The organism is Promicromonospora kroppenstedtii, assembly GCF_044389675.1.
In the GTDB taxonomy this organism is placed as follows: Bacteria; Actinomycetota; Actinomycetes; order Actinomycetales; family Cellulomonadaceae; genus Promicromonospora; species Promicromonospora kroppenstedtii.
This window is the reverse complement of sequence record NZ_JBIRYI010000002.1, coordinates 246,072-258,475: the sequence shown is the minus strand read 5'-3', so window position 1 is coordinate 258,475 and position 12,404 is coordinate 246,072. Positions and strand designations below refer to the sequence as shown.

16 protein-coding genes are annotated in these 12,404 nt (G+C 73.5%); 6 read left to right on the top strand and 10 right to left on the bottom strand.

Features of this window, described 5'->3' with window-relative positions:
* Positions 1-138: 138 nt before the first annotated feature.
* The 3 genes from ACH47X_RS04955 to ACH47X_RS04945 all read right to left on the bottom strand — a co-directional run bounded on the left by ACH47X_RS04955 (position 139) and on the right by ACH47X_RS04945 (position 1,943).
* Positions 139-858 carry a DUF1684 domain-containing protein gene (locus ACH47X_RS04955; RefSeq protein WP_397401976.1) on the bottom strand — a complete coding sequence of 240 codons (720 nt, stop codon included), beginning with the start codon at positions 856-858 and terminating at the stop codon, positions 139-141.
* Positions 859-978: 120 nt separating this feature from the next.
* The gene (locus ACH47X_RS04950; RefSeq protein ID WP_397401974.1) at positions 979-1,434 is read right to left on the bottom strand and encodes a nitroreductase/quinone reductase family protein; all 456 of its coding nucleotides are present in this window, start codon (positions 1,432-1,434) and stop codon (positions 979-981) included.
* 53 nt (positions 1,435-1,487) lie between these two features.
* Positions 1,488-1,943 (bottom strand): nitroreductase/quinone reductase family protein, encoded by a 456-nt coding sequence (locus ACH47X_RS04945; RefSeq protein ID WP_397401972.1) that lies wholly within the window; start codon positions 1,941-1,943, stop codon positions 1,488-1,490.
* A 92-nt stretch (positions 1,944-2,035) separates the two neighbouring features.
* On the opposite strand from ACH47X_RS04945, the gene ACH47X_RS04940 reads away from it, so the two are divergent.
* On the top strand, positions 2,036-2,503 hold the full coding sequence (locus tag ACH47X_RS04940; protein WP_397401970.1) for a MarR family winged helix-turn-helix transcriptional regulator: 468 nt from the start codon (positions 2,036-2,038) through the stop codon (positions 2,501-2,503).
* A gap of 9 nt (positions 2,504-2,512) precedes the next feature.
* On the top strand, positions 2,513-2,896 hold the full coding sequence (locus ACH47X_RS04935) for a VOC family protein (protein WP_397401968.1): 384 nt from the start codon (positions 2,513-2,515) through the stop codon (positions 2,894-2,896).
* A gap of 61 nt (positions 2,897-2,957) precedes the next feature.
* Here the strand turns inward: ACH47X_RS04935 and ACH47X_RS04930 are convergent, their stop codons facing one another.
* Both ACH47X_RS04930 and ACH47X_RS04925 read right to left on the bottom strand, forming a co-directional pair.
* Complete coding sequence (locus ACH47X_RS04930; protein ID WP_397401966.1) at positions 2,958-3,881, bottom strand: M23 family metallopeptidase; 924 nt, start codon at positions 3,879-3,881, stop codon at positions 2,958-2,960.
* A gap of 127 nt (positions 3,882-4,008) precedes the next feature.
* Positions 4,009-4,341 (bottom strand): PEP-utilizing enzyme, encoded by a 333-nt coding sequence (locus ACH47X_RS04925; protein WP_036965515.1) that lies wholly within the window; start codon positions 4,339-4,341, stop codon positions 4,009-4,011.
* A gap of 63 nt (positions 4,342-4,404) precedes the next feature.
* On the opposite strand from ACH47X_RS04925, the gene ACH47X_RS04920 reads away from it, so the two are divergent.
* Together ACH47X_RS04920 and ACH47X_RS04915 are read left to right on the top strand one after the other, a co-directional pair.
* Positions 4,405-5,064 carry a transcriptional regulator gene (locus tag ACH47X_RS04920; RefSeq protein WP_397401964.1) on the top strand — a complete coding sequence of 220 codons (660 nt, stop codon included), beginning with the start codon at positions 4,405-4,407 and terminating at the stop codon, positions 5,062-5,064.
* 44 nt (positions 5,065-5,108) lie between these two features.
* Positions 5,109-5,702, top strand: a complete 594-nt coding sequence (locus ACH47X_RS04915) for a histidine phosphatase family protein (protein WP_397401962.1) — start codon at positions 5,109-5,111, stop codon at positions 5,700-5,702.
* Between the two features lie 43 nt (positions 5,703-5,745).
* Here the strand turns inward: ACH47X_RS04915 and ACH47X_RS04910 are convergent, their stop codons facing one another.
* From ACH47X_RS04910 to ACH47X_RS04900, 3 genes are all read right to left on the bottom strand, one after another.
* Entirely contained in the window at positions 5,746-6,171 is a 426-nt protein-coding gene (locus ACH47X_RS04910; RefSeq protein ID WP_397402254.1) for an NUDIX hydrolase, read from the bottom strand.
* 106 nt (positions 6,172-6,277) lie between these two features.
* Positions 6,278-7,141, bottom strand: a complete 864-nt coding sequence (locus ACH47X_RS04905; RefSeq protein ID WP_397401960.1) for a patatin-like phospholipase family protein — start codon at positions 7,139-7,141, stop codon at positions 6,278-6,280.
* Between the two features lie 38 nt (positions 7,142-7,179).
* A complete protein-coding gene (locus tag ACH47X_RS04900; protein WP_397401958.1) occupies positions 7,180-7,881 on the bottom strand; it encodes a TetR/AcrR family transcriptional regulator in 702 nt (233 codons plus the stop codon).
* 113 nt (positions 7,882-7,994) lie between these two features.
* Between ACH47X_RS04900 and ACH47X_RS04895 the strand changes: the two genes are divergently transcribed.
* A complete protein-coding gene (locus ACH47X_RS04895; protein WP_397401956.1) occupies positions 7,995-9,209 on the top strand; it encodes an FAD-dependent monooxygenase in 1,215 nt (404 codons plus the stop codon).
* Between the two features lie 174 nt (positions 9,210-9,383).
* On the opposite strand, the gene ACH47X_RS04890 is transcribed toward ACH47X_RS04895, so the two are convergent.
* Positions 9,384-10,202: an ABC transporter permease gene (locus ACH47X_RS04890; RefSeq protein WP_397401954.1), complete on the bottom strand. Its 819-nt coding sequence runs from the start codon at positions 10,200-10,202 to the stop codon at positions 9,384-9,386.
* Positions 10,199-11,248 (bottom strand): ATP-binding cassette domain-containing protein, encoded by a 1,050-nt coding sequence (locus tag ACH47X_RS04885; protein WP_397401952.1) that lies wholly within the window; start codon positions 11,246-11,248, stop codon positions 10,199-10,201. Before ACH47X_RS04885 ends, ACH47X_RS04890 begins: the two co-directional genes overlap by 4 nt.
* A gap of 102 nt (positions 11,249-11,350) precedes the next feature.
* Here ACH47X_RS04885 and ACH47X_RS04880 point away from each other — a divergent pair, with 102 nt between their 5' ends.
* Positions 11,351-12,364 (top strand): helix-turn-helix transcriptional regulator, encoded by a 1,014-nt coding sequence (locus tag ACH47X_RS04880; protein ID WP_397401950.1) that lies wholly within the window; start codon positions 11,351-11,353, stop codon positions 12,362-12,364.
* Positions 12,365-12,404: the final 40 nt, after the last annotated feature.

Here is a 12,404-nt window from a genome sequence, read left to right as displayed (position 1 = left end):
GGCTCACCTTTGCTGCGGCCAGTCCCCTTCGAGGCCTAAGTTTCTTCGCTTTCCGCTGGCTCGGAGCGAAGAAACTTAGGCTTCGAAGGGGAGGGGCTGGTCGAACGAGCTCGCCGCGGCCCCCAGGGCTGAAGTGACCTACTTGGCCGGGGTCCGCTCGCCGACCGGGACCTCGACGGACAGCGTGTTGCCGTCCTGGGCGAGCGGGCAGGTCCACGCCGGGTCGTAGGCGCAGGACGGGTTGTAGGCGAAGTTGAGGTCGAGCACCAGGTCGCCGACGCCGAAGTCGTCGGGGCCGCCGCCCTCCCCGCCGTCGGACCCGCCGGTGTGCCCGAGCCAGGAGCCCTTGATCGTGTCGATGAGGTAGCGGCCGCCGCCGTAGGTGCCGCCGGGCGGGCCCGCCAGCGCGTCCTTGATCGGCACGAACAGGCCGCCGCCGTAGGACGCGAGGCGCCAGACGTCGAGCGTGCCGAGGTCGCCCAGGGCGTCGGAGCCCAGCGCGACCGTGCCGAGCAGCTCGAACGGCACCACGCCGTCGGTCCCGGTGGGGACGTCGAGGCGGCGCGGCGCGCCGTCCGGTCCGGGCTCGGCCGGGACGATCGGGGCGCTCAGACGCCAGGCCGGGTCGTACGGGGTGACGGTCAGCCCGGTGAAGCCGGGCCGCTCCTCCGGCAGGATCGGCGAGACGGGGTGCGTCGCGAAGAGCTCGTCGCGCGCGGCGACCCACCCGGCGTGCGCCGCCGCCGGGTTCACGACGGCGCGGGTGCGGGCCTCGGCGTACAGCGCGAAGACGCGCCGTCGCCAGTCCGCGGTCTGGAGCGCTGTGACGGCGGGGGAGGTGGTGGCGGCGTGCGTCATGCGTCCGACACTACAGACCGCCGCTGACACCCCGCCGGGTGTTACGGGGCCAGCGCCCCTCGAAACGGAAGAGCTCGGACGGCAGACCCACAACCTGTGATGTCCCGGGCGCGAGTCAGATCAGCCCTTCGGCGTCAGTTGGATGACGGGCATCTCCCGGTCCGTCGTCTGGTCGTACCGGCGGAAGTTCGCCGCTTCGGCCGTGATCCGCTGCCACGCCTCGGCGCGTTCCGCGCCGTGCAGCTCGCGGGCGGTCACGGCGACCTTGCGACCACCCAGCTCGACCGTCAGCCGGTCGGGGTGGGCGGCCACGTTGAGGTACCAGGCCGGGTTGGTCGCCGCGCCCCAGGCGGAGGCGACGACGAGCCAGGAGCCGTCCGGGCCGGGGAACCACGCGAGCGGGGTCGGCCGGGCCTGTCCGCTCCTGCGTCCGACGGTGGTCAGGACCAGGAGGTTCTTGCCCATGGTCGTGGCCGTGGTGCGCCGGGCGTGCCCTGCCATCAGGCGGTTCAGCCAGCGGAACACGGGCCCGGGCACTCGTGCGCCGCGGGTGCCGGTCGGGTGGGAGAAGCTCATGGGGCGATCCTCGTCGGGTGGTCGGGTCCGGCCGCCGGGAATCATGCCAGAGGTCAGGGCTTCGGCGTCAGGTGGATCACGGGGATCTCCCGGTCGGTGGTCTGCTCGTACTTGTGGAACCCCGGGGACTCGTCGGTGATCTGCTGCCAGGCCTGCGTGCGCTCCGTGCCGTGCAGCTCGCGCGCGGTCACCGCCACCTTGCGGCCGGCCAGCTCCACGGTCACCTGGTCCGGGTGGGCCGCGAGGTTGAGGTACCAGGCGGGATTGGCCTGCGCCCCGGCCGCCGACGCTGCGATGTACCAGCCGCCGTCGGGCGCCGCGAAGTAGGCGACCGGGTTCTCGCGGGGCTGGCCGCTCTTGCGGCCGACGGTGGTCAGCACCAGCAGCGACATGCCCATCGTCCTGCCGTCCGTGCGCCGGGCGCGGCGGGCGATCAGCCTGTTGAAGAAGCGGGTGGACCGGCCCGGCTGCTTCGCACCGCGCGTGCCGGTCGGATGGGTGAAGCTCATGGTGGCGCCTTCCGGTCGGACGTCCGAGAAAAGGTTCGTGTCATTGACTATACATGGCGTGAACCATGTGGGCTGTGTACCTTTGACGGGTGATGCCCGCCGAGACCCCTGACGCCTTGCCGGGCTGCGTCGCGCACGGCATCGGGGGCATGCCCGAGCTGGTGGAGCTCGCCGTGGTGCTCACCGCCACGGTGGCGCGCGTCGCCGAGCAGCACGAGCTCACACCCATGCAGGGCCGGCTGCTCTGCGGCCTCGGCGACCAGCCCCAGCGCATGGTCGACCTGGCACAGCTCCTCGGGATCGAGAAGGCGGCGCTCACCGGCCTCGTCGACCGGGCGGAGCGGCGCGGGCTGTTGGAGCGCGGCCCGGCTCCCGGCGACCGCCGAGCGGTCCAGGTGTCGCTGACCGACGCCGGCACCCAGGCGGTCGCCGCGTTCGAGGCCGGTGTCACGAGCGCGCTCGACGGCCTGTTGGCCACGCTGCCCGCCGGGGACCGGCCGGAGTTCCGCCGGCTCGCGTCGGCTGTGGTCCTGGCGGCCCGGGGTGCGCGCGCGGCCTAGGATCACGGGGTGCTGCGACTCTCCGATGTCACCTACCTCGTCCGCGACCACGACGAGGCGATCTCCTTCTTCGTCGACGCCCTCGGCTTCGCCCTGCGGGAGGACGAGACCAACGACGCCGGCCGCCGCCGCGTCGTCGTCGGCCCCACGGACGGCGGGACCGGCCTCGTGCTCGCGCTGCCGGGCGCCGACGACGTCGTCGGGCGCCAGGCGGGTGGGAAGGTCGCGTTCTTCCTCGAGACCGACGACTTCGCCGCGCAGCACGCCCGGATGGTCGCGGCAGGCGTGCGGTTCCGGGAGGAGCCGCGGTACGAGGAGTACGGGACGGTCGCCGTCTTCGAGGACCTGTACGGCATGCCGTGGGACCTGATCGAGCCGCCGAAGGGCGGCTGAGCCGTCCCGACCGAAGGCCCCCGGGGTGCACCCGGGGGCCTTCGGTGTCGCAGAGCCGGCGTCAGCCGCAGTGCTCGAACGGGCTGGTGTAACTGGTGGAGCCCACCGAGCCGCCCCACTTGACGCAGGTGCCGGGCGCCGACCGCTTGACCGGGCCCGCGTAGTAGGCGAAGTTCCCCGAGTCGGTGGTGCGCGAGGCGCCCTGCGGTTCCAGGAAGGCCGAGACCGCGCTGGGGGTACCGAGGTTGGTCGACTTCAGGGTGACCACGCAGTTGCTGCCGGTGCCCGAGTTGTACAGCAGGTAGGTGCGGCCCACGGAGCCGAGCGCCGCCTGGTCGATCACCGCGAAGCCGCTGCCGCAGACCTCCACGGGCGTGTACGGGTTGCTGGAACCGCAGCCGTTGGTGCTGGTCACGGCCTTCTTCTGGCCGACGGAGACGGTCACGCCGTCGACCGTGGGCGAGGTGTCGACCACACCGGAGGAGTTGCGCTGCTCGTAGTGCAGGTGCGGTGCGCTGGACCCGCCGGTGGAGCCGACGGTGCCGATCACGGTGCCCTGGCTGACCGACATGGTCTGGCCCGGGTTGCGCACCATGGTGGCGAGGTGGGCGTACCGGGTGCGGGTGCCGTCGCCGTGCACGATCTGCACCCACTTGCCGTAGCTCGTGCCGCCCTCGTCGTCGAAGGTGGCGGTGCCACCTGCCGTGGCGCGGACCGTCTCGCCGTTGATGGCGTCGCTGCCGTAGGTCTGCCAGTCGATGGAGCCGTTGGGGCTGTGGCCGCCGCTCCAGTTGTTGGCGTAGAACGTCTTGCCGCAGCTGAACGGTGACTTGTGGGCGGTCGCCAGCACACCGGCGCCGTCCGAGGGGGACAGGGACGCCGCCGTGGCCGCGGACGCCGGTGCGGCGACCAGGGCGAGCGCAGCCAGCGCGGCGAGCGCCCACTGCTTGGCGGATCTTCTGGGGAACGGGGAGTTGGCTGTCATCGGTGCTCTCCATCCTGGGTCTGACTCTTGGTCTGACGCCGGAAGGCTGACACGCCGCACGCCGCGGTGCCCATGGGTAGGGCTGCCCCTGGACGGCTCCCCGGACCGGTGCTCAGGTCGGGTCAGGTCAGGCCGCGACCCGCCCGGCCCCGCCGTCGACGGTGATCGTCTGGCCGTCGCGGAGCGTGCTCATGGCGCCGGGCACGGCCAGGACGGCGGGGATGCCGTGCTCGCGGGCCACGATCGCCGCGTGCGACAGGACGCCGCCGGTCTCGGTGACCACGCCGGCCACGACGCCGAACAGGGCGGTCCACGCCGGTTCCGTGAACCGGCACACGAGGACGTCGCCGGGGCGCACGCGGGTGAAATCGTCGGGGCCGTGCACGACGCGCGCGGGACCGGACGCGAGGCCCGGACTGCCGGGCGTACCAGCCAGTTCGGTGGCGGGGTGGTCGGTCATGGCTTCCTCCCTGGGCGTATTCGCCCGCGTTGACACCGGCTGCCCCACGATGCACGGTGCACTATGGCTCACATCCCGGTGCTCGGCAGATCCTCTCAGCCAGAGCTCCTCGTGCTCCACTCCGTGCGGATCCAGGGCATGGCCGACGACGACGCCGTCGCCGTGCGGTTCGGCCTCGACCGGGCGGACACCCACGAGCTGCTGCTCGACGACGAGGCGTACGGCTGGGTGCGTCGTGCCGCGTTCGGCGCGACGGCGGGCTGGTCGCTGACGGACCGCGGCCGCGCCGAGGACGACAGGCGTCTGGCCGAGGAGCTGGCGGAGACGGGTGAGCGGGCCGCCGTCGAGCGGGCGCACAAGGTCTTCGGGCCCTTGAACGCCCGGTTGCTGCGGGCGTGCACGGACTGGCAGCTCCTGCCGGAGCAGGACGACCGGCTCACCCCGAACCACCACACCGACCCCGAGTGGGACGCGCGCGTGCTGGACGAGCTCGGGACGCTGCGCGACGAGCTGAGGCCGCTGGTCGCCTCGCTCTCCTCGGTGCTGGCGCGGTTCGAGGGGTACGACACACGGTTCACCGCAGCGCTCGACCGGGCGCGCGCCGGCCAGGGGGAGTGGGTGGCCGGCACCGGCCTGAGCTCGTGCCACACCGTGTGGATGGAGCTGCACGAGGACCTTCTCTCGACCCTCGGCATCCCGCGCACCGAGCAGCGCGCCGGGTAGCGCGCTGGTCCCGGCGGCGCGAACCCGACCGGTAGGTTCGTCGCATGGCGACCCGACATCTCTACCTGGCCAGGCACGGTGCGGCGGACGCGTTCGGCGAGCTGACCGACGTCGGCCGCACGCAGGCCGACCTGCTCGGCGAACGGCTCGCGGCGCTCCCGGTCGACGCCGTCTGGCACTCGCCCCTGCCGCGCGCCGCCGCGAGCGCACGCGTGATCGGCACGCACCTGCCGGCCGTCCCGGTCGCCGAGGCGGCCGAGCTCGTCGACCACGTGCCCTTCGTCCCGTCCGGCCCTGACCTCCCACCGGCCTGGGCCGGCTTCTTCGACGGGTTCGACGACGCCGAGCGTGCCCCCGGCGAGCGGCTCGCCGCGGCGCTGGTGGAGCGGTTCGCGCGGACCGCCGACGTCGAGACGCACGAGGTGCTGGTCACCCACGCGTTCCAAGTCGCGTGGCTGGTGCGGCACGCGCTCGACGCGCCGCCGGCCCGCTGGCTGGGCCTGAACAGCGGCAACGCGGCGCTGACCGTGATCGAGTACCGCGACGGCCTGCCGCCCACGGTGGTGCTGTTCAACGACATGGGGCACCTGTCCGGTGACCTGCGCTGGACGGGCTTCCCGCCGTCGGTGCGCCCCTGATGCGACGCGCGGTTCACCAGAGTGATCTGAGGGCCTGCACGTCCTAAGGGATCAGGCCTGCCCAGCGGCGGGAGGTGTCGACCAGGGCGACCCGGTCGAGCGCGTCGATCTCCTCCTGGGTGTGCCAGGCGACGCCGTCGGTGGAGCCGTCCTCCTCGACGCGCAGCTCACCGCCCGTGATGCGCGCCCGGTAGACGATGCGCAGAGCCTGCCCCGGACGGTCCGCCGCGTGCACGCGCTCGGCCGCTGGGAACACGATGCTGTCGACGCCCAGCAGCCCGTCCAGCTCCACGTGGTAACCAGTCTCCTCGTAGACCTCCCGGACGGCGGCGTCGGCCGGGTGCTCGCCCGGGTCGATGCCGCCGCCGGGCATCGTCCAGCCGTGGTGTGTGCCCTCGGACCAGTGCGGCAGGAGCATGCGGCCTGCCGCGTCGGTGATGACCGCGTACGCGGAGACTCGCAGGTCCATGGTCCCGTCGGTACTGGTGAACATGGTGCCCAGCATGGCGCACCCGAGTACACCGGGGCGCCAACGTTCGCGTTCTTCGAGGAACACCCGGGCGGACCGAGCCCGCTCAGGCGAACAGCGCCGCCAGCTCCGCCGCCTGTGCCCGGCCGACCGCACGCCCCGCGGCGGCCGACGGCGCCCGGGTCTCGGGGGAGAGCGGGTTGATGCCGAACGCCTCCATCGAGGCGTCGTCGGCGCAGATCATGAGCACCTTCGCCGGAGCCAGGGCCTCGACCTGCTCGGTCGCCGAGGGGCCGAACGGCGACGGCGACCCCGGACGCTGCGGCGTGACGACCAGCACGTGGTCGGCGCCCGCGGCCAGGTCGACGTTCGCGACCGACCGGATGCCGCCGTCCACGTAGCGCCGGCCGTCGATGGTCACGGGCGGCCACACGCCCGGCACCGCGCAGCTCGCTGCGATGGCGTCGAGGAGCCGCACGCCCGAGTCGCGCCGGAAGACCCTCAGCTCGCCGGACTCGGCATCGACGGCGGGGATCGCGAGATCGGTGTCCGGCCACCGCGTGCTCAGCAGGTGCGCCTCGTGCTCCTTGAGCCGGGTCGCCTCGTCCGTGGTGTGCGCGGTCAGCGCCATCGCGCCGATCCGGCGCCGGATCTCCAGCGGGTCCGGGGGCGTGCCGTCGGGGGCTGGCTCGAAGGCGGCGGCCCAGCCCGCGAACATCGCGGGACCGTCGAACTCGACCACGAAGTCGAGGTCGTCGTCGGCGAGCTGCGCCTCGTAGAGCGCCCCCAGCGGCGTGCCGCTCGTGATCTGCGCGGCCACGGCGGACCCGGCCGAGGTGCCGACGACCCGGTCGGCGCCCAGCAGCCGGGCCGCGAGGTCCCGGTCCTTGTCGGCGATGCCCTGCAGCACGCCCAGCTCCCAGGCGACGCCTGCCACGCCGCCACCTCCGAGTACGAGTGCGTCCGTCATGTCTCGCACACTACGACCGGGTTCCGGGCCCGGCGAGGTCACGCGGGGGTGATCGCGGGGCGCTCCCGGGGTCGCAGGACGGCCGTCGTCGGACGGTCCGGGGCTGCCTGGTCGACGAGCCGGTCGACCGCGTCCTCCAGCGCGTCCAGCACCTTCGGCAGGGCTGCGGCGATGTCGGCGGGGTCGGCGTCCGGCCGGTCGTAGGTGGACCTGACGAGCCGTTCGGCGGCGTCCAAGATCACCCCCTGACGCTCCGGATCGGCGAGGCCGATCAGGACGGAACCAGACATCACGGCCTGGAAAGCCGTGACGATCTCGGCGGTCGGGGTGTCGCGCACCAGATGGTGTGCCTGCATGATCGACACGATGCGGTGCAGCGCGGGGCCGGGGAAGTCGTCCGAGCCCGCCGGGCCGTCGGGCTCGCCCAGCCGCTGCGCCGCGAGGCCCGGGATGTCGAGCACGGCTGCGATCTCCCGGCGCACGACGTGCGCGATGCTCAGGCGGGTCGCCCCGGCGCGCAGCTCGTCCGCGAGCGAGGTCAGGAGCGCGGCGGCCTCGAGCTGCAGCACGGCGTCGTGCAGCCGGGCCTTGGTGGGCCAGTAGAGGAAGACCGTGCCCTTGCCGACACCGGCGCGGGCGGCGACGGCGTCGACCGTCGTGCGCTCCGAGCCGTCCAGGAGGAACTGTTCCCTGGCGGCCGTCAGGATCGCTTCCGCACGGTCCTGCACCGGACGTGCCATCGTCACCCCTCCTCTCGCGACGTGGTCATCCTAGTCGCGAGTTCTTGACTCGCGATGTCATGCCAGTCAATAATCGGGTCACGTCATCCGGAGGTCCGAGGAGAGGGATCGGCATGAGCAAGCCACGCGCACTGGTGGTCGGCACGGGTATCGGAGGACTGGCCACGGCCCTGCGCCTGCACGACGTCGGCTGGGAGTCGGTGCTGGTCGAACGGGCGTCCGCCCGTCGCGGCGCCGGGTACTTCGTCGGGATGTTCGGCACCGGGCAGTCGGCGGCGGCCCGGCTGGGGGTGCTGGACGCCATCGGCAACCGGACCGACCCTGCCACGATCACGTACGACGTCGAGCGCGACGGCCGCCGTCGGCCCGGCATGGGCTACGGCGACCTGCCGGGCATGCCGCAGCTCGTGCTGCGCGGCGACATCGAGGGCGCGCTGTACGACGTCGTCGAACAGCTCGCACCCGTCCGGTACGGCACCGGTCCGGTCGCGATCGAGGAGCGGCCCGACGGCGTCGACGTCACCCTGCGCACCACGCAGGACGGCGGTGCCGGCGGTACCGAGACCACCGAGCGGTTCGACCTCGTGGTCGGCGCCGACGGCCTGCGCTCCACGGTGCGCCGCCTCGCGTTCGGCCCGGACGCCGACTACCTGCGGCCGTTCCACCACATCATCGGGGTCTCGGTGCTGAAGGAGCCCGTGCCCGGGTTCCGGGCCACCGACGGCATCGTCCTGGCCGAGCCGGGCCGGTCGGTGTGGGTGTTCCCGTTCACCGACCACCAGCCGACCGTCCTGTTCAGCTACCGCACGGACGACGAGGACGCGCAGTTCCGGCAGCCGCCCGCGCAGGCGCTGCGGCAGGCGTTCGGCCCGGAGCCCGCCGGGCCCGTGCTGGGCAACCTGCTGGACCAGTTCGAGGCCGCCGACGATCCGCTGTTCGACTCCGTGCACCAGGTGGTCATGCCTCGCTGGCACACCGGCCGCGTGGTGCTGCTCGGCGACTCCGCGTGGTGCGTGACCCTGTTCTCGGGCATGGGCGCCTCCAGCGCCATGGCGGGCGCGGACCTGCTCGGCACCGTGCTGCAGCGCAACCCCGGCAACCCCGCCCGCGCCCTGCGCGAGTGGGAGCTGCGGATGCGGCCCTTCATCGCCACCCACCAGAAGAACGGCCGGCGCGACCTGGTGATGTTCGTACCGCAGTCCCGCCGGGACAAGCGGGCGAGGACCCTGACCCAGAGCCTCCTGGGGAACGCGACGGGCAAGCGCCTGATGCAGCGTGTCTTCGCCCCGCGCTTCGCGGAGAAGTCCCTGGACGTGGCGGCGGCCTGACCTCGCCGTGCCCGGGAGGGCGGGGTCAGCCGATCGGGACGCCCGCCACGGCCTCGTGACATTCTGCCGGGCGGGCCGGCCGACCCTGGCGCCGCTCCTTCGAAGCCTAGGTTTCTTCGCTTTGACGGACGTCAAAGCGAAGAAACTTAGGCCTCAAAAGGAATTGCGTCGCGGTCAGTCCGCCGAGCGGACCATCGCCCGTACCCCGACCGTCAGCCCGACGGCGGCCGTGGCCACCGCCGCCACCCAGCCCCACGCGACGGCGGAGGACGCCAGGTCGCCCGCGAACGCCGCTCGCCCGGAGTCGACGACGTACCGCAGCGGGTTGACCGTCGAGACGGCGCGCATCCACGCGGGCCCGGTCTCCAGCGGCAGCAGCATGCCGGACAGCAGCATCACGGGGAACAGCACCGTCTGCTGCACCACCCAGAACATCCACTCCTGCTTGCGCACCGCGAGCGCCAGCGAGTACGACAGGGCGCCGACGCCGATACCGAGCACGGCGAGCTGCAGCAGGGTGAGCACCGCGCCGAGCGGGTCGGGGCGCAGGCCGAACGGCAGCATGACGAGCAGCACCACCGCGGACTGGGCCAGGACCGGCACCATCTCCTTCAGGGCCCGGCCCACGAGCTGCGCGGACCGGGACAGCGGGGTCACCAGCATCCGCTCGTGCACGCCGGAGGAGATGTCGAGCTGGAGGTTGGAGCCGGTGACCGAGCTGCCGAACAGTGTGGTCATCGCGAGCACGGCGGGCACGAACCACAGCCAGACGTCGGAGCCCAGGGTCGCGCCGGCCGAGCCGACCAGCAGTGGACCGAACAGCCCGAGGAACACGAGCGGCTGGATGAGGCCGAACAGCAGCGAGAACGGGTCGCGTGCCACGGGGCGCAGCTCGCGGAGCAGCACGATGCGGGTGTCCCGCACGAAGCTGCGGCGAGCCGGAGGGCGTCCGGCGGACGTCGGTGCGGCGGGGGTCAGGGTCGCGGCGCTCATGCCGGGACCTCCTTCTTGATCGGTGCGGCGGTGGCGGTCCGGGTGTCGGCGGGGTCGTCCGGCCCGGCGGCGTCGACGCCGGTCTCGCGGAGGCTGCGGCCGGTCAGGCCGAGGAACACGTCGTCGAGCGTGGGCCGGGCCACGTCCACGCGGCTCACCTCGAGGCCGGCGGCGTCGGCCGCGCGCAGGAGCGCGGGTGTGGCGCCCGGGCCGTCCGCGGTGCGGATCTCGACGGTGCGGACGCCGAAGGCGTCCGCCACGTGCACCGACCGGGTCCCCGGCGCGCGCTCGGCGATCGCCGCGAGGCCCGCGGCGTGCTCGGCCCGCACCCGCAGGGTCACCAGGTCGCCGGCCAGCTCGGCCTTCAGGGCGTCGGCGGTGTCGTCGGCGATGACCTGCCCGTGGTCGACCACGATGACCCGTTCGGCGAACGTGTCCGCCTCGTCGAGGTAGTGGGTGGTCAGCACGATGGTCCGCGGCTCGGCGGCCGCGGTGCGCATGCGCAGGATGTGCTCCCACAGGTTCGCGCGGTTGTGCGGGTCCAGGCCGGTCGACGGCTCGTCGAGGAACAGCAGGGACGGCTCGTGGACCAGCCCGACGGCCACGTCGAGGCGACGCTTCTGCCCGCCGGACAGGCTCTCCACCTTGCGGTCGGCCTGCTCGGTCAGGTCCAGCGCCTCCAGCAGCTCGGCGGCCCGGGCGCGCGCGGTGCGCCGGTCCAGCCCGTAGATCTCGCCCTGCGTGACGAGCTCGTCGCGGACGTGCTGGGCGGCGCCTCCCGCGCCGCCCTGGCCCACGTAGCCGATGGCGGCGCGGACCCGGTCGGGGCGCTCGACGACGTCGTACCCGGCCACCTCGGCGGTGCCGGACGTCGGCTGGATGAGCGTGGTCAGCATGCGCAGCGTCGTGGTCTTGCCTGCGCCGTTGGGGCCGAGCACGGCCACCAGCTCGCCGGGCCCGACGTCGAGCGAGATGCCACGCACGGCGTGGACGGTGCGGGTGCGGCTCACCACGAAATCCTTGGTGAGCGCTCGGGTGCGGATCACGATGTCTCCTTCTTGCGGTCCGTGCTGCTTCGTGCGGTACCCCCACAGCCTGTCGCGGGTAGCGGTCAGTTCCTGTCCTCTTCCTCGTGCGATCCTGAATCCGTGCTCGAGACCTCCGGACGCCTCCTCGCCCTCCTGTCGCTGCTCCAGGCCCGGCGGGACTGGCCCGGCGCGCTCCTCGCCGAGCGGCTGGACGTCAGCCCCCGCACCGTGCGGCGCGACGTCGACCGGCTGCGCGAGCTCGGCTACCCCGTCGCCGCCACCAAGGGGCCCGACGGCGGCTACCGCCTCGATGCCGGTGCCGAGCTGCCCCCGCTGCTGTTCGACGACGAGCAGGCGGTCGCCGTCGCCGTCGCGCTGCGCACCGGCGCCATTCCCGGAGCCGAGGAGGGCGCGCTGCGGGCACTGGCGACCATCCGGCAGGTCATGCCGGCCCGGCTGCGGGCGCGCCTGGACGCACTCGAGGTGACCACGGTGCGGCGTCGGACCGGGCCCGCGGAACCGGAGGTGGACCCCGACCTGCTGCTGTCGCTCGGCTCCGCGTGCCAGGCGCGCGAGGTCGTCCGGTTCGACTACGAGGGCGGCACCATGGCCACCGTCGGGGAGGGCGACGCCGCGTTCCGGCCGCCGCGCCGGGTCGAGCCGCACCACCTGGTCACCTCCGAGGGGCGCTGGTACCTGGTCGCGTTCGACCTGGACCGCGACGACTGGCGGCTGTTCCGGGTGGACCGCCTCACGCTGCGCTCGGGCACCGGCCCGCGGTTCGTCCGGCGGGAGGTGCCCGGAGGCGACGTCGCCGCCTTCGTGGGCTCCCGGATCAGCGGCTCGCGCTCACCGGTGCGGGGCGAGGCGGTGCTGCACGCGCGCGCCGCCGACCTCGCTCCCTGGGTCGGCACCTACGGGCTGTGCGAGCCGCTGCCGGACGTCGACGGCGAGCCCCGGTGCCGCGTGGTGCTCGGCTCGTGGTCCTGGGCCGGGCTGGCCGGCCGGTTCGGCGTCTTCGGCGTGCCCTTCGAGGTGGTGGGGCCGCCCGAGCTGGTCGCGGCCACGCGGGAGATGGGTGCGCGCTACGCCGCGGCCGTGCCGGACCGACCCGGTGCCCGACCTGTCGCCTGACCTGTCGCCTGACCTGCGAGAAGGGGGCGCACGGCAGGGG

What these genes read in the sequence shown, in the direction of transcription:
- ACH47X_RS04950 (WP_397401974.1), bottom strand. Translation starts at nt 1,434, where the DNA reads ATGAGCTTCTCCCACCCGACCGGCACCCGCGGCGCACGAGTGCCCGGG.
- ACH47X_RS04955 (WP_397401976.1), bottom strand. Translation starts at nt 858, where the DNA reads ATGACGCACGCCGCCACCACCTCCCCCGCCGTCACAGCGCTCCAGACC.
- ACH47X_RS04930 (WP_397401966.1), bottom strand. Translation starts at nt 3,881, where the DNA reads ATGACAGCCAACTCCCCGTTCCCCAGAAGATCCGCCAAGCAGTGGGCG.
- ACH47X_RS04915 (WP_397401962.1), top strand. Translation starts at nt 5,109, where the DNA reads ATGGCGACCCGACATCTCTACCTGGCCAGGCACGGTGCGGCGGACGCG.
- ACH47X_RS04895 (WP_397401956.1), top strand. Translation starts at nt 7,995, where the DNA reads ATGAGCAAGCCACGCGCACTGGTGGTCGGCACGGGTATCGGAGGACTG.
- ACH47X_RS04905 (WP_397401960.1), bottom strand. Translation starts at nt 7,141, where the DNA reads ATGACGGACGCACTCGTACTCGGAGGTGGCGGCGTGGCAGGCGTCGCC.
- ACH47X_RS04910 (WP_397402254.1), bottom strand. Translation starts at nt 6,171, where the DNA reads ATGGACCTGCGAGTCTCCGCGTACGCGGTCATCACCGACGCGGCAGGC.
- ACH47X_RS04900 (WP_397401958.1), bottom strand. Translation starts at nt 7,881, where the DNA reads ATGGCACGTCCGGTGCAGGACCGTGCGGAAGCGATCCTGACGGCCGCC.
- ACH47X_RS04945 (WP_397401972.1), bottom strand. Translation starts at nt 1,943, where the DNA reads ATGAGCTTCACCCATCCGACCGGCACGCGCGGTGCGAAGCAGCCGGGC.
- ACH47X_RS04925 (WP_036965515.1), bottom strand. Translation starts at nt 4,341, where the DNA reads ATGACCGACCACCCCGCCACCGAACTGGCTGGTACGCCCGGCAGTCCG.
- ACH47X_RS04940 (WP_397401970.1), top strand. Translation starts at nt 2,036, where the DNA reads ATGCCCGCCGAGACCCCTGACGCCTTGCCGGGCTGCGTCGCGCACGGC.
- ACH47X_RS04920 (WP_397401964.1), top strand. Translation starts at nt 4,405, where the DNA reads ATGGCTCACATCCCGGTGCTCGGCAGATCCTCTCAGCCAGAGCTCCTC.
- ACH47X_RS04890 (WP_397401954.1), bottom strand. Translation starts at nt 10,202, where the DNA reads ATGAGCGCCGCGACCCTGACCCCCGCCGCACCGACGTCCGCCGGACGC.